The following is a 23,605-nucleotide window of genomic DNA, read 5'->3' on the forward strand; positions in this document are numbered from 1 at the left end:
TCCATCAATTCAGCTGAAAATGCAGTGGGTAGGTTCCATCCTGAAAAGGACCGAAAAGGTCTGGAATATCAGGATGATCGACCGGCTCACCAGAGTAGTCCGCTATTAGGTTTTGCTCGGAAACATAGGCCACATAGTAACTTTGGTCATTTTCCGCCAGCAAATGATAATAAGGCTGGTCTTTGATGGGGCGGCTGTCCTCTGGGATCGCCTCATACCATTCATCTGTATTGGAAAACTCGGGGTCCACGTCGAAAATAACCCCCCGGAAGGGGTGTTTCTTGTGACGGACAACTTGCCCCAAGTGATATTTCGCGAGTGTTTTCATCATAACATTGCAGCCCCTACCGCCCGTTAGTAGACGTTGCAAGAGGGCTTTGTCCAATTTTACCGATCCTACAAAAGGAAACAGACTGTTGACCCTTGCCTTGACCGTCCTTGAAATTGTGGCCCCGGTTTTCTTGCTGGCAGGCATCGGCTTTACTTGGGTCAAATTGGGCTTCGAATATCGCATCCAATTCGTGACACGCTTGGCTATGACCTTGGCAGTGCCATGTTTGATCTTTGTGTCATTGATGCAAACCAAAATGGACCCGTCTGCAATCACTCAATTGTCGCTGGCCACATTGGTGGCATACGCGGGTGTCACGCTTTTGACGTGGGGCACAATTTTGGCGTTGCGACTGGACCGCAGCACATATCTGGCACCGCTAATTTTTGGAAATACCGGCAACCTTGGGCTGCCTTTGGCGTTATTTGCCTTTGGTGATGTAGGCTTAAGCAATGCCATCGTTGTCTTCGCAATCATGGCGGTCGGATCTTTTACCTTTGGAATTTGGCTGGTGTCCGGACGTGGCGCTTTGGGGAAAGTGGTTTCAGAACCCATGGTTGGCGCGACGCTTCTAGGCGCTGTATTTCTGTGGATGGGCTGGCAGACACCCCTATTTTTAACAAACACATTGTCGCTTATCGGACAAATGGCGATTCCTTTGATGCTGATCACGCTTGGGGTGGCTGTCGCGCGGCTTACACCACAAAGTTTCCTGCGGGCGATTGCACTTTCACTGTTCAAACTTGTCGTTTGCACTGGCGTGGCATGGTTAACGGGGCTGTTTTTCGATCTTGAGCCCGTAGCATTTGGAGTTTTGGTTTTGCAAATCGCAACGCCGGTGGCTGTCACGTCCTATTTGCTGGCTGAAAAGTATGGCGCGGACGCAGATGCTGTTGCCGGCCTTGTCGTGGTGTCGACGGTGATGTCTGTCGGCGCACTGCCGCTTATTTTGGCGCTTGTTCTGTAGAAAACGTGATTTCAAACTGCGCAAAAAGCAGGTAGTATACGAAGCAATAACGCCGAAAAGGCGATCAAAAAATGAGGCAAGAGGCAGATGAGCAGAACTCTTGGCGCGATAATGTTGGTTTTGGCCCTTGCGTCATGTTCCAGTGGTGGGTCAGGCAAAGCCCCCAAGGAACTTGATAACGCATGTTCCATTCTAAAACAGCGCCCCGGATATCTTAGCGCGTTCAAATCAGCAGAACGCAAATGGGGTGTGCCTGTGCACGTCCAGATGGCGACCATTTACCAAGAAAGCAAATTCGTTTCCAATGCACGCCCGCCGTTTCGCTATGCGGCAGGCGTAATCCCGATGGGTCGTTTGTCCAGCGCACTTGGGTATTCCCAAGCCCTTGATGGAACATGGAAAGAATACCAACAGGACCAAGGTCGCTTTGGCGCAAAGCGCACACGCATCAAAGACGCAAGCGACTTCATGGGCTGGTACATGAACACCACCCGCGACCGCAATGGCATCAGCCTTAGCGACGCTCGCAACCAATATCTGGCTTATCACGAAGGCCATACAGGGTATGCGCGTGGCAGCTATAACAAAAAATCATGGCTGCTGCGCGTGTCTGGCGAAGTCGGCGCACGGTCAGATATTTACCGTCAACAACTGGCGACCTGCCGCGTGCGCCGCTGACACTTAATCCAGTTTCTGCCCGGGCGACCCTGTATCAAACAGGCGGTTGGGCAGATTTCCACCCACCTTCATTGCGCCCAGAACAACTGTCGTTGCACTGCCCGATCCATCGTTGATCACCCATTGGCGCAGCTGCACGGGGTCCGCGGTGAATTTCATCTGGATATTGCCGTACTCGGGGTTGTCCGGGTCCTGCGCGGTCACCACCGTCGCCGTGCCATCAAAGCTGTGGCCCGTCACCATTCGCGCTTGCCCCAAGTTCACATTTCGCGCCAAAATGATCGAAAGCGGCGTGCGTTTCAGCGGATATGTTTCGGGAGGCTGGTTTGATTTCTTGTCGTCCACAACCACAGCACCCGATCCCGCAATCACAATCGCGCTGTCCGGGGCGTTGTACTCAAACCGCATACGACCGGGCCGTTTGATGTAGATTTTGCCCGTACTGACGGATCCATCATCGTTGATCTGTGTGAAATCGCCCTGAGTCGTTTTCAACCCATTCAGGTATTGCGAAATCGTATCCAACGGAATTTTGTCGGCGCTGGCCATTGTGGCCATGCTTGCGAAACCCGCGATCATCACTGCTTTAAAATGGAAACTCATATCGTTGCTCACTTTTGTCTTGCCTCGTATCCGATATAGGCAGACCCGCGATGTTATACGATAGCAAAAGAAAAATGCGCACCAAACCAGCCGGTTAGTGCGCATTGATTGAGTGTTCCGCAAAGATGCTTATTGCTGCTCGGGCACCAGAATCTCGCGTTTGCCCACGTGGTTCGCCGCCGAGACAAGTCCCTCGTCTTCCATTTGCTCAACCAGTCGCGCGGCTTTGTTATAACCAATCGCCAATTTGCGTTGAATGTAGCTGGTCGAACATTTGCGATCTTTGATCACCACGCCAACGGCCTGATCATAAAGCGCGTCTGCCCCGTCTGTGTTGCCGCCAAGGCCAAGCACCTGATCGATGTTGCTTTCCTTGTCTTCGTCCGGCCCTTCAACCACGCCCGACACATAGTCAGGCGCACCAAAGGCTTTCAGGTGGTTCACAATTTCTTCGACTTCTTCATCGGACACAAACGGCCCGTGACAGCGCGTAATCTTTGCACCGCCCGCCATGTAAAGCATGTCGCCCATACCCAAAAGCTGTTCGGCACCCATTTCACCAAGGATCGTGCGTGAATCGATTTTCGACGTTACCTGGAACGAAATCCGCGTCGGGAAGTTCGCCTTGATCGTGCCGGTGATCACATCGACCGAAGGCCGCTGCGTCGCCATAATCAGGTGGATGCCTGACGCCCGCGCCATCTGCGCAAGGCGCTGAATGCAGGCTTCAATCTCTTTACCCGCAACCATCATCAGGTCGGCCATCTCGTCGACAATCACCACGATATAGGGCAATGCAACGGGTGTGATTTCCTCGGTCTCAAACACAGGCTCGCCCGTGTCATCGTCAAATCCGGTTTGCACTGTGCGACTGAACATCTCGCCTTTGGACAACGCCTCTTTGACGCGTCCGTTATAGCCGTCGATGTTGCGCACGCCCATTTTGGACATCTTGCGATAGCGTTCTTCCATTTCGCCCACGGTCCACTTAAGGGCCACAACCGCCTTTTTGGGATCGGTCACAACAGGGGACAGCAGGTGCGGAATCCCGTCATAGACAGACAGTTCCAGCATCTTGGGGTCAATCATAATCAAACGGCATTCTTCCGGCGTCAGCTTGTAAAGCAACGACAGGATCATGGTGTTGATGGCGACCGACTTACCGGACCCTGTCGTCCCCGCAATCAACAAGTGGGGCATTTTGGCAAGGTTGGCGACAACTGAATCGCCGCCGATGTCTTTACCCAAAGCCAAAGGCAACTTCATATTGCTGTCGCCAAAATCACGAGCCGAAAGGATTTCCCGCAAAACTACTTTTTCGCGGTTCTCGTTTGGCAATTCGATGCCAATAACAGAACGGCCCGGAACGGTCGACACACGCGCAGACAAGGCGGCCATGGATCGCGCAATATCGTCCGCCAGCCCGATGACACGGCTGGCCTTCAAACCGGGGGCAGGTTCCAGTTCATACATGGTGACAACGGGACCGGGGCGCACAGCAACGATTTCGCCTTTGACGCCATAATCATCCAACACGTTTTCCAACATGCGCGCGTTTTCTTCCAACGCCTCATCGCTTAGATGGTGACGCTGCACGACATCCGGACTTTCCAACAACGACAGCGGGGGCAGTTCAAATCCCGGGTGTGTGTCTTCAAAAGAAAGCTGCGGTTGGGCTTCGGCTTTGGCGCGCGTCGATGGTTGCACCGGCTTGCGCACAGGTTGTTCCACGACGGCGCGGGGCGTTGCCACAGGGATAGCAGGTGCCGGTTGGGCGACATCTTGCAGTGGCAAAGGTTCTGCGACCGGTTCAGGTGCAGCCGTCACAGGCGGGGCCACAACATCAGCGCGTGGGGCAACAAGCGGCGGTTCCGCGCGTACTGCAGCAGGCGAAGCCATCAAGGGCGGTTCAGGCGGCAATTCGACGGGCGTTGGCTCTGAGTTCAGCACCAAAGGATCAGGCCCACGGCCACGCCCTTTGGTCAAAGGGGCCACAGAGCTGACTTGCAAAGACGGCGTTTGACGTACCCGCGACTTGATCACATCCGAGATTTTCGCCTTGATGCGGTCATCACTTGGGGCATGGTCCAGTTCCACATCCGAATATGTCTCGATCAATTCTGGTTCCGGCATCGCGTCAGGAACCGGATCGGCGCGTTTGATCAGCGAAGGCATCCGCGACAACAAACCGGCTTTGGGTTCTGCCGGGGCCATATCGTAATCAGGCGCATCTGCGACCGGAGTTGCTTCAACGGCATAGTCAGGTGCCGGAATACTGGCTTCGGCATGGGCATAGGCCGCTGCCTCTGCGGCTTCTGCCCGTTGGCGCTCCTTGCGTTCAGCTGCGCGTGTTTGCATCTCGCGGGCAGCGTGGACTGCATTGCTGGCGCCTTTGCCCAACAGCGTCATCAAGCCTGCATACAAAATCACAACGCCCAGCAGCAAAAACCGTCCGACGCGGTGGATTTCGGGGCGTGTGAAGCCCAACACAAAAGCGCTCATGGCGATGACAGCCACGAACATCAGCAAGGACATCAGCTTAAGCGCAAAGGCGGATCCGATAGGTAGAACCGTCAGCGAAAAGCCCATGACGGTGTAACCGAACATACCACCAAGACCGAAACTATGCGTTTGTGACCATGCGGCCCCTGGCTGCAGGGTCTCAGCATAGATCGCAAGCAAAGCGATACCGATAGGTGCAAAAATCAAACGGCCCAGTGCACGGTCTGTGCCCCAATGAAGCAAAAAACGCACGCCCCAGGTCAATAAGACAATCGCAATCGCCCAAGCCCCAAGTCCCACAACCATCATCAATGGTGCCGCCAATGACGCCCCGGACCGACCCAGCCAGTTTTGCACTTGTGCATCCGTAGAGACCAACCAATTGGGATCGTCCGGCGAATAGCTGCCAATCATAGCCGCACACAAAAGGCCAAGTACAATCAACGAGATACCAATCAACTCTTTGCTGCGTTTCTCAATCGCTGCCTGCATATTGCTGTCCAGCAACGGGTCACGCCCACGTGTTTGATATGCCATTTTACCTACCTCGCCTCGTCGTTCTGAGCTGGATAAAGACAGTCGCGAATGGCTTCCAACCCGCGCGTCATTTCCGCTTTTGGGGCCACCATGGCGACCCTGATGTATTCATGTCCCGGGTTCTTGCCGTCCACATCCTGTGCCAAATAGGCCCCCGGAAGCACACGAACGCCCGTCTCTTTCCACAATTTCAATGCTGCCGCTTCGCCGTCTTCAACTTTCAACCATAGGAAAAAACCGGCCTCCGGACTGGAGTATCCGGGCACATTGCCAAGGATGCGATCCGCAATCGCGTATTTTTCCGCATACAAAGCGCGGTTCTCATTCACATGCGTTTCATCCGCCCAAACGGCTGCTGCAGCCATCTGCAAAGGCAACGGCAAAGGCGACCCTGCGTAGGTGCGCAATTGACGAATTTCATCCATAGTCTTCGGTCCGCCAGTTACAAAACCGGACCGCAAGCCCGGCAAATTGGACCGTTTGGACAAGGAATGAAACGCCACAACCCGCTCTGGGTCGGCGCCAATTTCGTGCGCAACTTGCAAAGCACCAACAGGGGGGGCATCGCGGTAGATCTCGGAGTAACATTCGTCTGCAAAAATGCGGAAATCGTACTTTTCTGCCAAGGCCAGCAGGTCAGTCCAATAGGCACGATCTGCTACAGCGCCTTGCGGATTGGCGGGGGAACAAATGTACACTCCCACACAACGTTGCAAAACGTCTTCCGGCTGCGCGGCATAATCGGGCAAGTGGTTGGTGTCTGCCGTAGCCGCAACAAACACAGGTTCTGCACCCGAGGAAATGCTGGCCAACATGTAAACCTGATAAAACGGGTTCGGCATCAAAACTGTAGGGCGCTGGCCATTCTTGGTTTCGGGGCACAACGCCATGGGCGCGTTATACAGCCCTTCGCGTGTGCCGTTCAACGGCATTACATTGACGTCCGGATCAAGCGACAAACTATAGCGGCGGTTCGCCCAATCGGAAAAAGCCCTTCGCAATTCGGGCGCACCTTCATTGGGCGGGTAACGGTTAAAGCCCGCGGCATGTTCGGAAATCACATCTGTAACCCACGCCGGGAAAACGTGCTTGGGTTCACCAATGGTCATATGCACTACGTCACCGCCCGCAGGATGCACATCTAAAAGCGCACGCAAACGTGGAAACGCATAAGCCGGAAGGTTCGAAAACCGCTCGGGAAACTTCATCAAAACTGCCTCAGGATCGGGATCATTAGCGTCCCGTTTCCCCCAACTTACGCAAGCGGTCCTGTTTCGTCCAGAAAAACAACCCGAACCCAAAACAATTGTGGCTTTTGAGTCGATCCCGCGCTTCATCTCGCAAAATAAACCTCGGGGGAGGCCGCAGGCCGGGGGCAGAGCCCCTTTTCGATCAGATCAAAGCGGCTTCTGCAGCCGCACCAACACGCAACAAATGCTCTTCCAGATCCGGGGCGCATAAAAACATGATGCCGCAGCTTGGCACACCCGTGGGCAAGGTCAAACCACACAAGCCCAGCATGTTACCCACACGGGTGTTGCGCAAAGCCAGAAGGTTTTCGGACACGTAATAGTCTTCTTCGCTGTTCAATCGATCCAGATTGGGCGGCATAATCGCAGACGACGGGCCAAGCACAGCATCAAAGCCTGCGGTGGCAGCATCGTATGCTGCACGCAATGCGTCCAATTTGGCCCATCCCGCCACGTAGTCCGCGGCGCCATGCGCTGCACCAAGGCGAAAACGCGCCAAGATCTCATCGTACATTGCGTCCGGGTTGGCCTCGATAACGTCTTTCCAAAGGCCATATGCTTCTGATGTGATCAAAAGTGCGGCCAGATCAACGGCCTCTTGCACTTCAGGGACATCAATATGTTCAACGACAGCACCCGCAGCGACAAGCCGGTCAACTGCGGCTTCGAATGCGGCCAAAGGCTGGGCACGCGTACCATCCAGCATCGAAGTGCGCAAAATCGCAAACCGCCGCCCGTCCAAGGATGCGCCACGCAAATCCGCAACCGCGGCACCTTCCAACAAGCCCAAAAGCTGCGCCGCATCTTCGACCGAACGGGTCAGCGGGCCTATGGTGTCGAATTTCAACGCCAATGGAACGACACCCTCAAGGGTCAATCGCCCCGCTGTGGTTTTCAAACCAACAAGATCATTCCATGCCGCAGGAATACGCACAGAGCCACCCGTGTCAGACCCGATTGCCGCTGGCGCCAAATCAAAGGCCACAGAGGCCGCGGCCCCCGATGACGACCCCCCCGGCACCGCATCCGCATCATTCACACATGGCGGCGTGGCCGTGGAAGGATTGTAGCCCAACCCAGAAAATGCCAGCTCACTCATGTGGGTTTTTCCCAAGCAAACCAAACCCATAGCGGTCGCATTTGCCAATACAACCGCATCTTGGTCCGGCACGCGACCTGATAACAATTCGGACCCAGCCTCGGTCCCTGTCCCTGCTGTATCAAACAGATCCTTCCAGCTGATCGGCACACCATCCAACAAAGACAATCGCTGACCCGCTTTCGCACGCGTCGCGGCCGCACGGGCTTCTGCCAAAGCACGGTCGCGGGTGACGCGTGCATAAATCCGGTCGTGCAAAGGATGTGCGTCAATGGCCTCCAGATAGGTTTGAACCAACGCAACCGGATCGATCGTACCAGCACCAATGCCACGTCCCAAATCACTGGCGGTCATCTTCAACCATGTCTGCATTGCGCCGTCTCTCCATATTGTCGATTTCCACCAAACGGTAGCGACGCTTGCGCACATGGACAATCCCCGACACGCAGCCCATATCAACAGCATGACACAAGAAACAGAAATCGCCATCGTAGGCGGCGGGTTGAACGGGCCAATACTGGCTTTGGCCTTGGCGCAATCAGGAATCACATCCACCGTGATCGATGCCCAGAAAACGAAAATCTTCAAGGATGAGGGGTTTAACGGTAAATCCTATGCCGTGGCACTGACTTCTCAGCGGCTTTTGGCGCGTTTGGGGCTTTGGGATGCCCTTGCGGACAACGCCCAACCCATGTTGGAAATCACAGTCACCGACGGCCGTGCCGGCGAAGGGCCCTCACCGTTTTTCATGCACTTCGACCACGCCGAAATCGAAGAAGGGCCCATGGGCTATATGGTGCAAGACCGTCATTTGCGACCAGTTCTGTTAGATGCAATCGCGTCAAATCCCCTTGTAACGCACCTGCCGGACACAACCGTCACCGGACAATCTGCCCAACCGAGCGGCGTTTCTGTGTCGCTTAGCACAGGAAAGACACTCACCGCCAAAGCCCTTATCGGATGTGATGGGCGCAGCAGCGGCACATGCGAACGCGCAGGCATCAAGCGCGTTGGGTGGGGATATGCGCAAACGGCATTGGTCTGCGCCATCCAACACGAAAAACCGCACCACGGTGTTGCGCATCAATTTTTCATGCCTGCCGGGCCGTTGGCAATTTTACCCTTGCCCGGCAATCGCAGTTCGATTGTGTGGTCCGAAACAGATGAGAACGCGCAAGCCTTCAACGCCCTGCCCGAAGCGGCATATCTTGACATGTTGCGCCCACGCTTTGGCGATTTTCTGGGCGAGATTGCGTTGGAAGGCGAACGGTTCACATATCCTCTGAACCTGACTTTGGCGCAAAACCTTGTCGCTGACCGCGTGGCGCTGGTGGGCGATGCGGCCCACGGCGTCCATCCAATTGCCGGTCAAGGACTGAACGCCGGTATGCGCGACATCGCGGCCTTGGCCCAAATTCTAACCGAAGCAAAGCAGCGCGGCGAAGACATCGGGTCTATTCAGGTTCTCAAACGGTACGAAGAATGGCGCCGATTCGACAACGCAGCCCTTGCCATGGCGACGGATGCGTTTAACAAATTGTTTTCCAACGATAACCCATTGCTGCGCATTGGCCGTGATCTGGGTATGGGTTTGATCAACGCCATGCCTGGCCTGCGTCGCGGGTTCATTCGCGAAGCCGCTGGTCTTACAGGCGATTTGCCAAAGTTGATGCAGTAAACGCGGCGCCCCTAGGCGAAGAACTTGGGTCAAAGGCAGGACGCGCGGATTTTGCTTTCCGCGACGTTCGGCTTGCCTATTGACCAAGCGGCAACCAAATCTGCGACATGGCTCAAAGTTCCGCAGATCACTACCCGACCTATAGTCCCTTTGAACGGCGCGCTGACGCCCTTGTGCATGGTGTGGCTATTGCCGCCTCCGCATTTGCGGCCGTGTATCTGGTCTTGGCATCCACTTTGCCGGGCTTTCACCTGCCTGCCACATTGCTTTACGGCGCGATTATGGTGTTCAGCTTTGCAGCTTCAGCGGCATATCACTTTGCACCGAACGAAACCGTACGACCTGCCCGCCGTCGTCTGGATCATGCTGCTATCTTCCTGAAAATCGCCGCCACCTACACCCCGCTTGTCGCTTTAATCAACACACCCTTCAGTTATGTTGTGTTGGCTGTGGTATGGAGCATCGGTTTGTACGGGGCAGCCCGAAAGATGTTCTTCTGGCAAAGCCCCGGACCGGGGTCTTTGTTGCTGTATCTTGGCATGGGGTGGCTTAGCGTCAGTTTGGCGAAACCCGTCATCACCTATTTGCCCACACCCACCATCTGGCTTGTGACCATCGGCGGCCTGACCTATTCGGTAGGCACGATTTTTTACAAATGGGAAGGCTTGCGGTTTTCCAATGCCATCTGGCACGGCTTTGTTCTGGTCGCATCTGCGTGCTTTTTCGCAGGCATCGCTTATGCCCAAGCCGTGATGCTGCCCTGACGCCCGCAATCTTAGCTATCTAGCACCCGCGCTTCATCCACAAGCATCACAGGAATCCCGTTTCTGATCGGATACGCAAGCCCGGCCCCTTCCGAAATCAGCTCTTGTGCAGCCGCATCATACCGCAAGGTTTCATGGCTGCGGGGGCAAATCAAAGCTTCCAGCATGCGGCGGTCTGTGTCTGTTGTTGTGTCGTCACTCATTGCAGCATGTCTCCGTCCGGGCCGCCCGCAAGATTGAATTCGATCAATGTCAAAAGCGTTTCGCGGCGTGTGCTTAGGCTTGGGGCTTCAAGCAGTGCTTGTTTGTCTTCGGGTTCAAAGTCCAGCATCATGGACAGCGAATTGATCAGCAATTCATCATCTGCATCTTGCAGGGTTTCCCAGTCGGCCGACAGCCCTTGCGCTGTGAAGTATTTTGACAACTTGTTCAGGAAGGGATCGCGGTCAAATACGACGTCTTCCTCTGTGTCGCCAAGATCACGATCAAAGCCGTCCCAATTCACCTCGCACCGGCGGTACGGTGTAAAGCCATCTATTTCTTTGACCACTCTGAACCGCGATACGCCCCCCAAAGTGATCATATAGCGGTTGTCTTCAGTTTCTGAAAACTGCGTGATCCGCCCGGCGCACCCGATTGTGTGCAGCCCCGGCCCTTCGCGCCCCGGCACCTCGTTGGGTTGCACCATGCCGATCAGGCGTGCCTCGGTTTTCAACGCATCGTCGAACATTTGCAGATAGCGCGGTTCAAACAGATGCAACGGCAGCCGGGCACGCGGCAAAAGCAGCGCACCGGGCAAAGGGAAAACCGGGATTACATCCGGCAGATCAGTTATCTTTTTCATGTGATGCTACCTAGCCCGCAAAGGCGTTCAGGCAAATATCATTGAGCTAAGTTTGCGCCGCCCATTCAGCGCCACCGGATCGTCCGGCTTCAAGGCTTCGAAAATCGTAAACAATTGCGCTTTGGCCGCGCCATCATTCCATTCGCGGTCTTTGCGGAAAATCGTCAACAGGTGTTCCACAGCCCCTTCGCCATCACCAGCCGCATACATGGCCTGTGCCAGATCCAGGCGCGCTTGGTGGTCGTTTTCATCGGCTGCCACAGCCGCTTCCAATTCAGCCAAAGGTCCGGTGTTGGCTGCTTGTTTGGCCAGTTCCAATTGCGCCGCAGCCGCGTCCAATTCGGGCGATGACGAAATTTCGGCAGGTGCGCCGTTCAGTATGCCCTCTGCTTGTTCCAGATCGTCCAACGCGATATGCGCACGAACCAAACCACTGTAAGCCCCTGCATGGTTTGGGTCTTCCTCGAGTATCGCCGCAAAGGTCTGTGCCGCATCGTCTGCTGCGCCCTCGGCCAGCATTTCTTCAGCCGCTTCAACCGCAGAATTCAGATCTTCTGCCGGAGACGTACCGCCCCCAGCTTTAATGACACGCGCCACAAAATCTTCAATTTCGGATTGCGGCACAGCCCCTTGGAACCCGTCCACAGGTTGTCCTTTATAAAAGGCATATACCGTCGGGATAGACTGGATTTGCAGCTGACCTGCAATCATTTGCGCTTCGTCCACATTGACCTTGGCCATTTTGACAGCGCCTTTGGCAGCCGTCACTGCCGCTTCCAGCTGTGGCCCCAATGTTTTGCATGGCCCGCACCAGGGCGCCCAAAAATCAACGATGACAGGCGTGTCTTGCGAAGCCTCCACCACGTCTTGCATAAAAGTTGCTTCTGATACGTCCTTGATCAGATCTGCATCCGCTGCCGGTTGGCCGATAATATCCATCATGTCGTGTTCTCCATCGAGGTTGGCCCCTATATGAAACCTAAGCGCCCAAAAACCAAGGGGCAGGCCAAAGCAGACAGGTGAGAAATGGCAAAATCCTTCGATATCTTCGCTGCATCCGAAAAGATCATGCGCATGGACGACGCGACATGGACGCGACACGCCAACCCGTGGTCGGTCTATTCACGCATGACAGCAATGCCGTTGTTGACCCTTGCGGTCCTGTCGCGGGTTTGGATCGGGTGGTGGGCTTTGGCCGCGTTCGCACTGGTTGTCCTATGTATTTGGTGGAATCCACGCGCTTTTACCGCACCATCACACACCAACCACTGGGCCGCGCATGGCGTCTTTGGCGAACGCGTCTTTCTAAACCGCCGCTCCGTGCCCATCCCCGATCACCACGCCGCTTGGGCGTATGGGCTGACATGGGTTTCGGCTTCCGGGGTCCTGCCGTGGCTTTTTGGTCTTTGGGCTATAAATCTATGGGCCGCTGCGCTTGGAATGGTACTGATTGTCGGCGGAAAGATTTGGTTCGTAGATCGCATGGCATGGCTATATCAGGATATGAAAGACACCAATCCAGCCTATAGTGATTGGCAACGGGTCTAACCCAATATTCAAACGGGGCAGTCTTTGCCCACCCCACCGGAGACTGTCATGGCCGCAACAAATCAAAAAATGACGTCCCAAGAGGCACTGACTTATTTCGACAGCCTTGAACCCGTGGATGCGCCGATGATGATCGGGACGTGGCACGGGCAAGGTATCGACACAGACCACCCTATGGACGGCCTACTAGAAGCATCCCGTTGGATCGGAAAACGATTTGATGGGCCGGACGCGGTTTATCCGCTTGTGCATAAAGGGCTGTTCGGGCGGGATTTCTTTGTGAACCCCGCCCTATTGCCCTTGGGGCTGGCGACACATCTGCCTATGCGCGACCCGCTCATCAAAGTACTGTTTCCGCTTCTCGGTCCGTTTTTAAGCACCGGCAAACCAAAAGCGCGCCTGCGCATGACAGAGTTTCGCGGAAAAGTAAGCGCCACAATGCAATATGACGCACGCCCCATAAACGATGTCTTTCGCAAGATTGACGCGCGAAATGTGCTGGGATTGATGGATCACAAAGGCGCGCAGGCCCCGTTCTTTTTCAAGCTCACCAAAGTGCCGTGAACGCCGCTTTGCTACAAATCGAATGTCGCAAAAACTGGTGCATGGTCCGATGGTTTTTCCCACCCGCGTGCGTGACGCAAAACGCGGCTGCTGTGCGCCGCCGCCTTGATGTCACCCGTTGCCCAAACATGGTCTAAACGGCGCCCTTTGTCGGCGGCATCCCAATCCTTGGCGCGGTAAGACCACCACGAATACAGCAGCCCTTCGGGAATATCGGCGCGGGTCACATCATGCCAATCGCCGGCTTCCATCACCTGGTTGAAGTGATCGACCTCAATCGGTGTATGGCTGACGATCTTCAACAGCTTTTTGTGGTCCCACACGTCGTCTTCGCGGGGGGCAATGTTCAAATCACCCACCAGAATGGATTTTTCAGGGGCGGAGGCACGAAAGGCATCACGCATATCGGTCAGGTAATCCAGTTTTTGGCCGAATTTTTCGTTCACATCACGATCAGGCACATCCCCCCCTGCGGGCACGTAGTGATTGTGGATCGTGACACCGTTTTCAAGCCGACCTGCGATATGGCGGGCGTGGCCCAATTGCGCAAAGTCTTCGGCCCCGGCTTCGATCATGGGGATTTTTGACAGGATCGCCACGCCGTTGTACCCCTTTTGCCCTCGTGCAACCATGTGGGTGTATCCAAGCGCTTGAAACCCTTCCAACGGAATTTTGTCGACGGGGCTTTTGCATTCTTGCAGACACAGAACATCAGGGGCCTCTTCTCCCAACAGCTTCAAAACAATCGGCTCACGCAAACGAACCGAGTTGATGTTCCAAGTGGCAAGCGAAAAGGACATAGCGGATCTCCGAAGGTTGTTTGAACCTTAACCTATGGCCACGAATGAAAAGACACCATCGCAATTGCGACGGTGTCTTGGTTTCTTCCGATCGAATGTATTTTGAAAGGGTCAGATGCCGTTGGGGGCCATCAGAACTTTGCCTTTGCGGCTGCCCGCCCAGGAATACCGCGCCGCTTCTGTGACTTCGTCCAAGGTAAAGACCTTGTCGATGGGGGCGTGCAGTTCGCCTTTGGCAACCGCCGCCGTCAATGCACCGTACACAGCCATACGTTCGTCGCGTGACGCTTTTTCAAACCACAGCACCAACCAAAAGCCACGCACTACAATGTCGTTAAAGATCAGCGCGGCAGCCCCCAAAGCAGATGGCTCGTTTGACATTCCACCGTAGTTCACCAGCGTACCGCCCCGTTCAAGCGTATCTGCCAAACGCCCTGCAGTGGCCCCTGCAACCGCATCAATAGCCAGCTTCATTTTGGCTCCGGTGGCCTTTTTGACTTCAGCAGCCAGATCAGGCCCATCCACCAAAACAACATCACCCCCCAAGGCTTTCACGTCTTCGACCGCACTGTCACGACGCACAACATTTACGACATTCACGCCGCGCGCCTTGGCAAGTTGCACAATGTAGCCACCCACGGCAGAGTTTGCCGCGGATTGAATGATCCAATCGCCCGGCTTCAATTCGACGTATTCCGTCAGCAGCAGTTGGGCGGTAGCCGGATTGACCATCATCATGCACAACTGGTCGACGTCACCTTCGGGCATCGGCACCAATTGGTGGATACCGGCGACAATTTCCGTAACCCATGTCCCCGCCCCTGCCGGTACCAGAACAAGCTGGCCGACTTCGACGCCCGCGCCGTTTACTTCTGTGACGCGACCTATGCCTTCGTTCCCGGCGACGGCAGGCAACGGAGGACGCACGCCATAATTTCCCGCAATTTGTATCAAATCACTTGGATTTATAGGGGCGCGCAATACCTCGACACGGGCTTGACCAGCTTCCAACGTCTGACTTTCAGCCTCGACGACCTGCAAGACGGTGACCGGGTCTCCGAACTCTTCGTACACGACTTTTTTCATGTTTTTCTCCAATTTGTTGGATTTAGGATGGCTTTAGACCGATTGAATTGCACCTAGAACCCGACGTCAGTTAAATTGCAACGTCCCGTCGCACGTCATTCGAAGCCACATCGCATAAAATATTTTGCTGGGTGACAGAGGTGCGCAAAATGAATGTGATTTAGGCATTTCTAAAGAGTTTCGTGGTGAAGGTCTGTCAAAGTGCGCTGCGCGATTTGAATCGCTGTGCAGTGCGCAAGACCTGATGAAAGGCTTTCAGAATGATCTTTGGCAAACGTGCTCCACAACATAACCCGGAAACAGCAGACGCCTTGGCGTTGCACGCCGCCCTGCATCAATCGCATGGAATGATGACGTTGGATCTTGATGGAACTGTACTGGATGCCAATCAGGTCACATTGGACGCTACGGGGTATACTCTTGAGGAATTGAAAGGCCAAAATCACCGGATTCTCGTTGCCCCCGATGACTTGGACGGTCCAGACTATTCGGCATTTTGGGAAAGTCTGCGTAATGGTAAGCCGCAAAGTGGCTCATTTTCCAGAAAAACCAAAAACGGCAAAGACATCTGGATTGACGCGTCTTATCACCACCTGAGTGATCCATCCGGTGTGCCAAACAGAATTGTAGAAATCGCCACAGATGTCACTGCAAGTAAGATTGCGGAATTTGATGCCACAACGCAGTTGGAAGCTATTTCAAAATCCCTTGTTGTGATCGAGTTTGATCTGGACGGTACGATTTTGACCGCAAACGACAACTTTCTGAACTGTACCGGATATTCACTCGAGCAAGTTCAAGGGAAAAACCACAACATGTTTGTGGAAGACTCAGAACACGAGAGAAACGTACACAAAGCATTGTGGGACGACCTCCGTGATGGAAAATCCGTCCTGGATGATTTTATGCGCATTTCAAGTGATGGCTCAAAAATCTGGGTTCGGGCCATCTACAATCCAATTGTGGACACCACAGGCCGCCCTGTCAAAGTCGTTGCACTGGCCGCTGACGTCACAGAAAGCAAGATTGCAGCCACCGATGCGGATGGGAAATTGTCTGCCATTTCGAGATCTCAAATCGTGGTGGAATTCGATTTGGACGGGAAAGTGATTTGCGCAAACGACAATTTTTTAGCCAAATTTGGCCACTCGGCCGACGGCGTTATAGGCAAGCATCACCGGATTTTCGTGGACAAACAAGACGCAGAAACGCCTGAATACGCGGCCTTTTGGCAAGACCTTGCGCGGGGTAAATTTCATTCGGGACAATACAAGCGCATTGCAGGTGATGGTGCAGAAGTCTGGATTCAGGCAAGCTACAATCCAATTTTTGACCTTCAAGGCAAGCCTTACAAAGTCGTTGAATACGCCTTCGAAGTCACTGAAAATATTAGCGCTATGAATGCGCTTGTCGCCGGATTGGCATCTTTGTCTGAAGGCGATCTGACCGCCCGTCTCCCGGCGGATTTAAGCGGGCCATTTGAAGGTTTGCGCGACACATTCAACAATACACTCGTGCGCCTTGAAGAACTGGTAAGCGGTATCCTGATCGCGTCTCAGGCTATTGCGACTGAAACGAATTCAATTGCCGAAAATGCCTCAAACCTGTCGTTGCGCGGCGAACAACAAGCTGCCACAGTTGAAGAAACCTCCGCCTCTATGGAAGAGATCTCGGCGACAGTTAGCAACACGGTCGACAACGCGAAGATTGCCACGCAAGCCGCGAAAACTGCAGCACAACAAGCGCAGTCCGGTGGAGACATCGTCACGAATGCAGTTGAGGCTATGTCCCGTATCGAGACAAGCACACAAGAGATCAGCAAAATCGTAGAAGTCATTGACGGGATTGCATTCCAGACCAATCTATTGGCCTTGAATGCAGGTGTAGAAGCAGCGCGGGCGGGTGACGCAGGCCGTGGCTTTGCAGTTGTCGCATCCGAAGTTCGCGCACTTGCACACCGTTCATCTGATTCAGCCCGCGAAATCAATGAATTGATCACCAAAAGCAATGAGGAAGTTCTTGAGGGGTCAGAATTGGTCAACAGCAGCGGCGAAGCGCTGACAAAGATTGTCTCCGGGGTGACTGCCGTCGTCGATAACATCAACGAAATCCTTGAAGCGAGCCAGGAACAAGCCGCAGGCATCACTGAAGTGACCCAGGCGATGCTTCAAATTGACCAAACCACGCAGCATACTGCAGGTTTGGCTGACAAAAGTGCGACCGCAGCAAAACAACTGGCGGAACGGGCTGCCAACCTACGCGAATTGGTCAGCTTCTTTGGCCATGGCCCACTCCAAGACATCAATACCGTTGAAGTCGTCGAGGACCGGCCCATCGAAACGAGAGCTTCAGCACTAACATCTCTGGATGTGGCAGTGGGTGATGTGTCTCAATCGTCTGTTTCAAAGGTTCAAACCCGACTTACACCTTCAGATGGTTGGGAAGAATTCTAATTGGCCGGTACCTTTTTGAAAAAGTCGAATGTGCCAACAGCCCCTTAGGTTCATCTAAATCAGACCTTGAACCTTTTGATATTGAACAGACGAAACCCTTACTTTTGTTCAATGCAAAAAAAGACCGGGCGCAAGGCCCGGCCAAGTCCAACAGGGAGGTGTACGTCATAACCCGGACGTACGGCGGGAACTTCAACAAACTTATATCTTATGCAGACTTAAGATTGTGTTTACGTGGATCAAGCCCACTAGGCCATTAATCTGTAACCACCAGATTCGGTAACAAGAAGGCGTGCATTTGACGGATCTGGTTCAATTTTTTGACGCAACCGATATATATGTGTTTCCAACGTATGCGTAGTGACACCTGCGTTGTAACCCCAAACCTCATGCAACAGTATATCGCGGGCGACCACGCCATCTGTTGATCTGTGCAGAAACTTGAGAATGTTGGTTTCTTTTTCTGTCAGCCGGATTTTCTTTTCGTCTTCAGTGATTAACATCTTCATCGACGGCTTGAATGTGTATGGCCCAAGCGTGAATACAGCGTCCTCGGATTGCTCATGCTGACGCAATTGGGCGCGGATACGGGCCAAAAGAACCGGAAACTTGAAAGGTTTGCTGACGTAATCATTGGCTCCGGCATCCAAACCAAGAATTGTATCTGCATCACTATCATGGCCCGTTAGCATCAAAATCGGGGACTTAACGCCTTGTTTGCGCATCAAACGGCACAGTTCTCGACCGTCCGTATCAGGCAGTCCGACATCAAGAATCACCAAATCGTACAAAGCTTCCTTGGCACGATCCATCGCATCATGACCGTTCGCTGCCTCGAATACATCGAAATCTTCCGTCATGATCAATTGTTCCGACAGCGCCTCGCGCAGATCGTCATCGTCATCAACCAACAAAATTTTCTTCAATTGCGCCATGGTGTTCTCCGTTCTCTACATCATAAATGCGCCTTGAAGGGGTGCAGAACAAGCTTTCCTATCGATGTTTCACAGCCTCGTGTCAGAATGAGCGGAAATATTTCATTTCGGATCACTTTCACCTAGAATATCCACATCAATCACCCCAAAAGTGTAACATGAACTTTGCCCCAACCATAGTCGAACGGCTAGCACGCGCCCGAGCGGACCTTCGAATGGGCGTGCCCGTCGTACTATTGGGGCAGCAATCCAATTTGGTTTTTGCAACAGAAACTCTGGATGTCCTACGTCTGAACGATATTCTTTCACTTGATGGAGATCCGGTTTTAGCCATCACCGAACGCCGTGCCACCACCTTAAAAGCACGCGCCTATGATGGTGATGTGGCCCGGATTTTGCTTCCTAATGATGCCAAACTGGCTTGGATACAGGCCATCGCAGATCCCGCGGACGATTTACAAAACCCGATGAAAGGCCCTTTAAACACGAAACGTGAGGGCGACGCAGAGGGGCACCGCATGGCCATTGCACTGGCCAAAGCGGCGCGCCTTTTGCCATCCACAGTGGTCATCAACATACCAAACGGGGAGAGATTTGCGGCACAGAACGGTCTAACTTCTGTGCAAATGACAGAGGCAGCCCCACACTTGGCCGGGTCCAGCATGCTGCATCCCGTGGTTCAAGCACGGCTGCCTATTGAGGCAGCAGAGGCGGGCCGGCTTCATCTGTTTCGGCCTGAAGACGGCGCGGAAGAACACTATGCGATCGAAATCGGGCGGGCTGATCGAACTAAACCGGTACTGGCACGACTGCATTCCGCATGTTTCACCGGCGACGTTTTAGGCAGTTTGAAATGTGACTGCGGTCCGCAATTGCGTGGAGCTTTGGCGCAGATGGGAACCGAAGGAGCGGGCGTCCTGTTGTACTTAAACCAAGAAGGTCGTGGTATTGGGCTGGCCAACAAAATGCGGGCATATTCCCTTCAGGATCAAGGTTTCGACACCGTGGAAGCGAACCATCGCCTTGGGTTCGAGGATGACGAACGCGATTTCAAACTGGGCGCTTACATCTTGAAATCAATGGGGTTTTCCTCGGTACGGTTGCTGACCAACAATCCTGCCAAAGTCGATATGATGAAAAAATCGGGGGTGGATGTTGCAGAAAGAGTGCCGTTAAAGGTTGGGGAAAACAAATTTAACACAGCATATTTGGCCACAAAGGCTGCGAAATCAGGACATCTTTTCTAATGGATCTGACACTGTTTCTTAGCTTTTTGACTGCAACCGCGATCATTGTCTGTACGCCAGGTCCGTCGGTTGCATTGGCCAGCAGTCAGGCTGTTCGCTACGGCCCAGAATCCGCGATGATTTGCGTGGCGGGTGATGCGTTGGGGTCCGTGGTCCATATCATCGTGGCCACAGCCAGCCTGCAGTATCTGGTTGCTTTGGCTGGTTATGTTTTGCCTTGGCTTCAGATGGCTGGTGGCGCTTACATTCTATATCTTGCATGGCAGGCAATGACAGAGAATGAGGCGCGACTTGATCTTGCAGGTGCGCAGCGCGCATCTTTCTTGTCCGGTTTTTTCGCCTGTGTCACCAACCCGAAAGCGATTGTTTTCTTTGCCGCACTGTTTCCAGGTTTCATTTCGCCGGACCACAGCATTTGGCTTCAATCGTTGATTTACGGGTTCATTTTTGTCTCTTTGGATGCCGCATCCATTATTCTATACGCGCTTCTGACATTGCGCAGTTTCCAGTCGCCCTTGGGACGCAAAATCAGTGTGTCTACCTTAAGCGGAATAGGGTTATTCGGGGTCGGTTCCTTGTTGATCTACAAGGGATACAAAGCGTTAACGCCGCCATGAAATCACATGATCTGGTTTTGACGACCAAAGGTGTTCGGTTTTTGGGCCGCTTGTTTCCCTGCACAATTGGCCGGTCTGGCCTGTCAGACCACAAACGCGAGGGCGACGGTGCAACCCCGCACGGTGTGCACCGGATTGTGGGGATGCTGTATCGCCCGGATCGTATGAAACGGCCAACATCTTGGGCAAAACCGATCGGTCCATCCGATCTGTGGTCCGATGCCTCCGGGCATGAAGACTACAATATGATGGTGCGTGCGCCATATTCCCACAGCCATGAAAAACTGCGGCGCCCTGATCCATTGTATGATCTGGTGATTTTAACAGATTGGAATTGGCCTTATGCGGTAGGCGGACGGGGCTCTGCGATTTTCATTCACCAGTATCGCAGGCCTGGGTTTCCAACCGAAGGCTGTGTCGCATTCAGGCGTGATCATCTGGCATGGATCGCGCGCAAAATCACCTTCCAGACCCGGCTGATTGCTTCCTAAGCTGGCACGCGGTCTCCGAAAATGGCGGACCCCACACGCACATGCGTGGCCCCCAAGGAAATGGCAACTTCGAAATCCGCGCTCATCCCCATCGATCGCCATTCCAGCCCGTGGTGTTCGGCCATTTTGTTCAGCAACGCAAAATGCAGGCTGGCTTCTTCATCAATGGGGGGGATGCACATCAATCCTTTGACAGGAAGGTCAAGCGACTGACATTGCTCGATAAAATCGTCCAAATCTTCAGGCAACACACCCGCTTTTTGTGGCTCACGGCCAGTGTTTACCTGAACAGTCAAGTCAGGGCATTTGCCCATTTCATCAGCCAGACGCGCAAAGGTGTTCGCCAGCTTGGGACGGTCTAGCGTATGAATAACGTCAAATAATTCAAACGCTTGGCGCGCTTTGTTGGTTTGAAGCGGGCCAATCAAATGCAGATCAATGGCGCCGTATTTGTCCCGAAAGGCAGGCCATTTGCCAGCGGCCTCTTGCACCTTATTTTCCCCAAAACAACGATGGCCCTGATCTAGAACGGCAGCGACCCGATCATCGGGTTGCACCTTGGACACTGCGATCAATTGGGTGCGCCCTGTGCAATCCCATTTTTCTTCCGCCGCAGCGATGCTGTGTTGAATATCGGTCAGTCCCATAGCGCCCTCGCCTGAATTCTAACGCACTCAAATAATACTTCGCGGGAAAATGAAAGGGAACGCCGCGAAAAAAGAGGACCCAAACGAAAAGAGGCGACCCCAAAAGGCCGCCTCAATTCGATTAAGTGACGTTCAACTTAGAAGTTGAAGCGAACACCCAAGTCAACCAATGTGACGTCTTGGCCAGTGGAAGAGATACCACCGCGCAAAGATGTGCCGCCACCGAGATCGTGGTTGAAGTCAACACCGTAGGATGTTTCAGCGAAGTAATCCGCGTCAGCAACATATGCTTCGATGTTTGTGGCTGCGCCTACGTCGAAGCGAGCTGCCAGAACCCAGTGGTCGCCATTGCCGCCAGCGCCAACGATGTTGTTGTCGTCGCCGTTTTTCGCGTAAGCGAATGACAGGTCTGCGATACCAACGGAACCACCAACAGAAACGGCCCACTCTGTGTCGCCTGCTGCGTCAGAGTCTTGCAGACCCAAAGCAACTGTCCAACCGGAGAATGTGTACGCGAAGTGCGCTGCCAAACGGTCGTTTACGTCAGACGCAGACACGTGCATGGAGAAGTCACCAGCAGAGTACATTACTTCAACGCCGTTCAGGCCAGCTGCGCCGCCTGTGTCGGAGTCGTACGCGTCGCCGCGGAAGTTGTAGGCTGTGTAGTCATAGGAGTGACCTGTCAGACCCAAGTCGATTGGGTACATGCCTGGCATGAATTCCAACGCGCCAAAGATGTTACCAACACCAACTTCAAGACCACCGGAACGTGCGAAGAAACGAACGCCGTTGATGCCTGTTTCTTGACGACCGCGGAAGTCGTTGTCGCCGTCGCCGTCAGCATCAACGCCTACGCCGCCAGTTGTTGTACCGTCTGCGGAACCGTCGTTGTCCTGTTGGATACGAACGCGTGCACCGAATGTGACGCCAGCGTCAGATTCTGCTGTTGCGTCGATCTGCAGGCGGAAACGGCTTGTGATGTCTGTGGAGTCACCAGCTGCTGTGTCTACGTACAGGATACCAAAGCGACCGTAGCCGCCGAATGTTACGTCTGCTGCTGCGACGCCGGCTGTTGCCACCAGAGCTGTCGTAGCGAAGAGAACTTTTTTCATGAGTTTTCCCTCGGTTTTTCTATTCACAATGCCCAAACCGGGGAATCCGGAAAGGGTATGAATGGTGTTTCACCTTTTCGCCCCTCTGTTTGCAAGCATTGCACACGCCCTTGATGCAAAGTGCCAAATAATGGTGCAGCTTTGCCACACTTCCTTTCGCCACAATTCCCCTGCCTGCGAAAATACCATTCCATACGGCTTGTTATACACATGATAAGGCGCTTGCCCCAACTGCCCTGCTTCTGTAGATCAAAGGGAAACAAGCAATGGGACAGGGCACATGCGGGCACTCACCTTGATCAAATGCACAGTAGCGGTAGCGGCCTTGGGGTCGTTGGTGGCCTGTGGGGGCAACAATAGCATCCTGCGCGGCAAACCCGCCACAGAGCGCCCAAATCAATACACCGATCCAACCAACCCCAACAATCTGGATACGGAAAACACCATCTGGAATGCCTTCAACCGCAAAAGCACAGAAACCAATGTTCTTGTGAACAAATACATCTGGGCTGCAACGATTGAAGTTCTCGATTTCCTGCCGATCCAAACCATTGACCCATACACCGGCGTCATCGTCACAGGCTATGGCACACCGCCGAATGGTGGTCGGTCTTACCGCGCCACCGTTTTGATCAAAGATCCGGCGTTGGATGCGCGGTCTTTGAACGTGGCACTGCAAACACGCGGAGGCACAGCCCCTGCGGCGACAACCCGCGCCATCGAAGACGCTATTCTATCGCGTGCGCGGCAACTGCGCATCGCGGACAACAAGCTTTAAATCAAAGCTGTTTCACCTTACACGATGCGCCGGGCCCTTTCGCCCGGCGTTTTGCTTTCCACCCCACACGTATA

General features: G+C 53.8%; 24 protein-coding genes. 11 read left to right on the forward strand and 13 right to left on the reverse strand.

Annotation, left to right across the window (positions count from 1 at the left end):
* Window positions 1-4 precede the first annotated feature (4 nt).
* On the reverse strand, window positions 5-331 hold the full coding sequence (gene hspQ / locus ASD8599_RS18120; RefSeq protein WP_108829840.1) for a heat shock protein HspQ: 327 nt from the start codon (window positions 329-331) through the stop codon (window positions 5-7).
* 85 nt (window positions 332-416) lie between these two features.
* Between hspQ and ASD8599_RS18125 the strand changes: the two genes are divergently transcribed.
* Together ASD8599_RS18125 and ASD8599_RS18130 are read left to right on the forward strand one after the other, a co-directional pair.
* The gene (locus ASD8599_RS18125) at window positions 417-1,298 is read left to right on the forward strand and encodes an AEC family transporter (RefSeq protein WP_108829841.1); all 882 of its coding nucleotides are present in this window, start codon (window positions 417-419) and stop codon (window positions 1,296-1,298) included.
* Between the two features lie 87 nt (window positions 1,299-1,385).
* A complete protein-coding gene (locus tag ASD8599_RS18130; RefSeq protein WP_108829842.1) occupies window positions 1,386-1,976 on the forward strand; it encodes a transglycosylase SLT domain-containing protein in 591 nt (196 codons plus the stop codon).
* Between the two features lie 3 nt (window positions 1,977-1,979).
* On the opposite strand, the gene ASD8599_RS18135 is transcribed toward ASD8599_RS18130, so the two are convergent.
* From ASD8599_RS18135 to ASD8599_RS18150, 4 genes are all read right to left on the reverse strand, one after another.
* Window positions 1,980-2,579: a LolA family protein gene (locus ASD8599_RS18135; RefSeq protein WP_181364533.1), complete on the reverse strand. Its 600-nt coding sequence runs from the start codon at window positions 2,577-2,579 to the stop codon at window positions 1,980-1,982.
* Between the two features lie 129 nt (window positions 2,580-2,708).
* Window positions 2,709-5,618 carry a DNA translocase FtsK 4TM domain-containing protein gene (locus ASD8599_RS18140; protein ID WP_108829843.1) on the reverse strand — a complete coding sequence of 970 codons (2,910 nt, stop codon included), beginning with the start codon at window positions 5,616-5,618 and terminating at the stop codon, window positions 2,709-2,711.
* A gap of 5 nt (window positions 5,619-5,623) precedes the next feature.
* On the reverse strand, window positions 5,624-6,826 hold the full coding sequence (locus tag ASD8599_RS18145) for an aminotransferase class I/II-fold pyridoxal phosphate-dependent enzyme (RefSeq protein ID WP_108829844.1): 1,203 nt from the start codon (window positions 6,824-6,826) through the stop codon (window positions 5,624-5,626).
* Window positions 6,827-7,010: 184 nt separating this feature from the next.
* Window positions 7,011-8,339: an amidase gene (locus tag ASD8599_RS18150; RefSeq protein WP_108829845.1), complete on the reverse strand. Its 1,329-nt coding sequence runs from the start codon at window positions 8,337-8,339 to the stop codon at window positions 7,011-7,013.
* 55 nt (window positions 8,340-8,394) lie between these two features.
* Here ASD8599_RS18150 and ASD8599_RS18155 point away from each other — a divergent pair, with 55 nt between their 5' ends.
* Together ASD8599_RS18155 and trhA are read left to right on the forward strand one after the other, a co-directional pair.
* On the forward strand, window positions 8,395-9,645 hold the full coding sequence (locus ASD8599_RS18155; RefSeq protein ID WP_108829846.1) for a UbiH/UbiF/VisC/COQ6 family ubiquinone biosynthesis hydroxylase: 1,251 nt from the start codon (window positions 8,395-8,397) through the stop codon (window positions 9,643-9,645).
* 107 nt (window positions 9,646-9,752) lie between these two features.
* On the forward strand, window positions 9,753-10,409 hold the full coding sequence (gene trhA / locus ASD8599_RS18160) for a PAQR family membrane homeostasis protein TrhA (protein ID WP_108829847.1): 657 nt from the start codon (window positions 9,753-9,755) through the stop codon (window positions 10,407-10,409).
* A gap of 11 nt (window positions 10,410-10,420) precedes the next feature.
* Here trhA and ASD8599_RS18165 read toward each other — a convergent pair whose 3' ends face one another.
* Genes ASD8599_RS18165 through trxA form a run of 3 tightly spaced genes read right to left on the reverse strand, consistent with a single transcriptional unit; the run spans window position 10,421 to window position 12,195 of the window.
* Window positions 10,421-10,612, reverse strand: a complete 192-nt coding sequence (locus tag ASD8599_RS18165) for a Trm112 family protein (RefSeq protein WP_108829848.1) — start codon at window positions 10,610-10,612, stop codon at window positions 10,421-10,423.
* On the reverse strand, window positions 10,609-11,253 hold the full coding sequence (locus ASD8599_RS18170) for an LON peptidase substrate-binding domain-containing protein (protein ID WP_108829849.1): 645 nt from the start codon (window positions 11,251-11,253) through the stop codon (window positions 10,609-10,611). Before ASD8599_RS18170 ends, ASD8599_RS18165 begins: the two co-directional genes overlap by 4 nt.
* 27 nt (window positions 11,254-11,280) lie before the next feature.
* A complete protein-coding gene (gene trxA, locus ASD8599_RS18175) occupies window positions 11,281-12,195 on the reverse strand; it encodes a thioredoxin (RefSeq protein WP_108829850.1) in 915 nt (304 codons plus the stop codon).
* A gap of 84 nt (window positions 12,196-12,279) precedes the next feature.
* On the opposite strand from trxA, the gene ASD8599_RS18180 reads away from it, so the two are divergent.
* Window positions 12,280-12,801: a DUF6653 family protein gene (locus ASD8599_RS18180; RefSeq protein ID WP_108829851.1), complete on the forward strand. Its 522-nt coding sequence runs from the start codon at window positions 12,280-12,282 to the stop codon at window positions 12,799-12,801.
* 48 nt (window positions 12,802-12,849) lie between these two features.
* On the forward strand, window positions 12,850-13,365 hold the full coding sequence (locus ASD8599_RS18185; RefSeq protein ID WP_108829852.1) for a DUF4334 domain-containing protein: 516 nt from the start codon (window positions 12,850-12,852) through the stop codon (window positions 13,363-13,365).
* An 11-nt stretch (window positions 13,366-13,376) separates the two neighbouring features.
* On the opposite strand, the gene ASD8599_RS18190 is transcribed toward ASD8599_RS18185, so the two are convergent.
* Entirely contained in the window at window positions 13,377-14,165 is a 789-nt protein-coding gene (locus tag ASD8599_RS18190; protein ID WP_108829853.1) for an exodeoxyribonuclease III, read from the reverse strand.
* 111 nt (window positions 14,166-14,276) lie between these two features.
* Window positions 14,277-15,251: a zinc-dependent alcohol dehydrogenase family protein gene (locus ASD8599_RS18195; RefSeq protein WP_108829854.1), complete on the reverse strand. Its 975-nt coding sequence runs from the start codon at window positions 15,249-15,251 to the stop codon at window positions 14,277-14,279.
* A gap of 260 nt (window positions 15,252-15,511) precedes the next feature.
* On the opposite strand from ASD8599_RS18195, the gene ASD8599_RS18200 reads away from it, so the two are divergent.
* Window positions 15,512-17,704 carry a methyl-accepting chemotaxis protein gene (locus ASD8599_RS18200; RefSeq protein ID WP_108829855.1) on the forward strand — a complete coding sequence of 731 codons (2,193 nt, stop codon included), beginning with the start codon at window positions 15,512-15,514 and terminating at the stop codon, window positions 17,702-17,704.
* A gap of 248 nt (window positions 17,705-17,952) precedes the next feature.
* Here the strand turns inward: ASD8599_RS18200 and ASD8599_RS18205 are convergent, their stop codons facing one another.
* On the reverse strand, window positions 17,953-18,639 hold the full coding sequence (locus ASD8599_RS18205) for a response regulator transcription factor (protein WP_108829856.1): 687 nt from the start codon (window positions 18,637-18,639) through the stop codon (window positions 17,953-17,955).
* 158 nt (window positions 18,640-18,797) lie between these two features.
* On the opposite strand from ASD8599_RS18205, the gene ribA reads away from it, so the two are divergent.
* Genes ribA through ASD8599_RS18220 form a run of 3 tightly spaced genes read left to right on the forward strand, consistent with a single transcriptional unit; the run spans window position 18,798 to window position 20,994 of the window.
* Complete coding sequence (gene ribA, locus ASD8599_RS18210; protein ID WP_108829857.1) at window positions 18,798-19,886, forward strand: GTP cyclohydrolase II; 1,089 nt, start codon at window positions 18,798-18,800, stop codon at window positions 19,884-19,886.
* Complete coding sequence (locus ASD8599_RS18215) at window positions 19,886-20,503, forward strand: LysE family translocator (protein WP_108829858.1); 618 nt, start codon at window positions 19,886-19,888, stop codon at window positions 20,501-20,503. Before ribA ends, ASD8599_RS18215 begins: the two co-directional genes overlap by 1 nt.
* Window positions 20,500-20,994 carry a L,D-transpeptidase family protein gene (locus tag ASD8599_RS18220; RefSeq protein ID WP_108829859.1) on the forward strand — a complete coding sequence of 165 codons (495 nt, stop codon included), beginning with the start codon at window positions 20,500-20,502 and terminating at the stop codon, window positions 20,992-20,994. Before ASD8599_RS18215 ends, ASD8599_RS18220 begins: the two co-directional genes overlap by 4 nt.
* Here the strand turns inward: ASD8599_RS18220 and ASD8599_RS18225 are convergent.
* Together ASD8599_RS18225 and ASD8599_RS18230 are read right to left on the reverse strand one after the other, a co-directional pair.
* Window positions 20,991-21,641, reverse strand: coding sequence for a YggS family pyridoxal phosphate-dependent enzyme (locus tag ASD8599_RS18225; RefSeq protein WP_108829860.1), 651 nt, complete (start codon window positions 21,639-21,641; stop codon window positions 20,991-20,993). The genes ASD8599_RS18220 and ASD8599_RS18225 overlap by 4 nt on opposite strands.
* A gap of 137 nt (window positions 21,642-21,778) precedes the next feature.
* Window positions 21,779-22,753 carry a porin gene (locus tag ASD8599_RS18230; protein ID WP_108829861.1) on the reverse strand — a complete coding sequence of 325 codons (975 nt, stop codon included), beginning with the start codon at window positions 22,751-22,753 and terminating at the stop codon, window positions 21,779-21,781.
* Window positions 22,754-23,033: 280 nt separating this feature from the next.
* Between ASD8599_RS18230 and ASD8599_RS18235 the strand changes: the two genes are divergently transcribed.
* Entirely contained in the window at window positions 23,034-23,531 is a 498-nt protein-coding gene (locus ASD8599_RS18235) for a DUF3576 domain-containing protein (protein WP_108829862.1), read from the forward strand.
* The last annotated feature ends 74 nt before the right edge of the window (window positions 23,532-23,605 follow it).

It is taken from the genome of Ascidiaceihabitans donghaensis, assembly GCF_900302465.1.
GTDB lineage: Bacteria > Pseudomonadota > Alphaproteobacteria > Rhodobacterales > Rhodobacteraceae > Ascidiaceihabitans > Ascidiaceihabitans donghaensis.

Bases quoted from the DNA above. Each gene is read 5' to 3' on its own strand.
- hspQ (WP_108829840.1), bottom strand. From the start codon at position 331: ATGATGAAAACACTCGCGAAATATCACTTGGGGCAAGTTGTCCGTCAC.
- ASD8599_RS18130 (WP_108829842.1), top strand. From the start codon at position 1,386: ATGAGCAGAACTCTTGGCGCGATAATGTTGGTTTTGGCCCTTGCGTCA.
- ASD8599_RS18135 (WP_181364533.1), bottom strand. From the start codon at position 2,579: ATGAGTTTCCATTTTAAAGCAGTGATGATCGCGGGTTTCGCAAGCATG.
- ASD8599_RS18140 (WP_108829843.1), bottom strand. From the start codon at position 5,618: ATGGCATATCAAACACGTGGGCGTGACCCGTTGCTGGACAGCAATATG.
- ASD8599_RS18145 (WP_108829844.1), bottom strand. From the start codon at position 6,826: ATGAAGTTTCCCGAGCGGTTTTCGAACCTTCCGGCTTATGCGTTTCCA.
- ASD8599_RS18150 (WP_108829845.1), bottom strand. From the start codon at position 8,339: ATGCAGACATGGTTGAAGATGACCGCCAGTGATTTGGGACGTGGCATT.
- ASD8599_RS18155 (WP_108829846.1), top strand. From the start codon at position 8,395: ATGGACAATCCCCGACACGCAGCCCATATCAACAGCATGACACAAGAA.
- trhA (WP_108829847.1), top strand. From the start codon at position 9,753: ATGGCTCAAAGTTCCGCAGATCACTACCCGACCTATAGTCCCTTTGAA.
- ASD8599_RS18165 (WP_108829848.1), bottom strand. From the start codon at position 10,612: ATGAGTGACGACACAACAACAGACACAGACCGCCGCATGCTGGAAGCT.
- ASD8599_RS18170 (WP_108829849.1), bottom strand. From the start codon at position 11,253: ATGAAAAAGATAACTGATCTGCCGGATGTAATCCCGGTTTTCCCTTTG.
- trxA (WP_108829850.1), bottom strand. From the start codon at position 12,195: ATGATGGATATTATCGGCCAACCGGCAGCGGATGCAGATCTGATCAAG.
- ASD8599_RS18180 (WP_108829851.1), top strand. From the start codon at position 12,280: ATGGCAAAATCCTTCGATATCTTCGCTGCATCCGAAAAGATCATGCGC.
- ASD8599_RS18185 (WP_108829852.1), top strand. From the start codon at position 12,850: ATGGCCGCAACAAATCAAAAAATGACGTCCCAAGAGGCACTGACTTAT.
- ASD8599_RS18190 (WP_108829853.1), bottom strand. From the start codon at position 14,165: ATGTCCTTTTCGCTTGCCACTTGGAACATCAACTCGGTTCGTTTGCGT.
- ASD8599_RS18195 (WP_108829854.1), bottom strand. From the start codon at position 15,251: ATGAAAAAAGTCGTGTACGAAGAGTTCGGAGACCCGGTCACCGTCTTG.
- ASD8599_RS18200 (WP_108829855.1), top strand. From the start codon at position 15,512: ATGATCTTTGGCAAACGTGCTCCACAACATAACCCGGAAACAGCAGAC.
- ASD8599_RS18205 (WP_108829856.1), bottom strand. From the start codon at position 18,639: ATGGCGCAATTGAAGAAAATTTTGTTGGTTGATGACGATGACGATCTG.
- ribA (WP_108829857.1), top strand. From the start codon at position 18,798: ATGAACTTTGCCCCAACCATAGTCGAACGGCTAGCACGCGCCCGAGCG.
- ASD8599_RS18215 (WP_108829858.1), top strand. From the start codon at position 19,886: ATGGATCTGACACTGTTTCTTAGCTTTTTGACTGCAACCGCGATCATT.
- ASD8599_RS18220 (WP_108829859.1), top strand. From the start codon at position 20,500: ATGAAATCACATGATCTGGTTTTGACGACCAAAGGTGTTCGGTTTTTG.
- ASD8599_RS18225 (WP_108829860.1), bottom strand. From the start codon at position 21,641: ATGGGACTGACCGATATTCAACACAGCATCGCTGCGGCGGAAGAAAAA.
- ASD8599_RS18230 (WP_108829861.1), bottom strand. From the start codon at position 22,753: ATGAAAAAAGTTCTCTTCGCTACGACAGCTCTGGTGGCAACAGCCGGC.
- ASD8599_RS18235 (WP_108829862.1), top strand. From the start codon at position 23,034: ATGCGGGCACTCACCTTGATCAAATGCACAGTAGCGGTAGCGGCCTTG.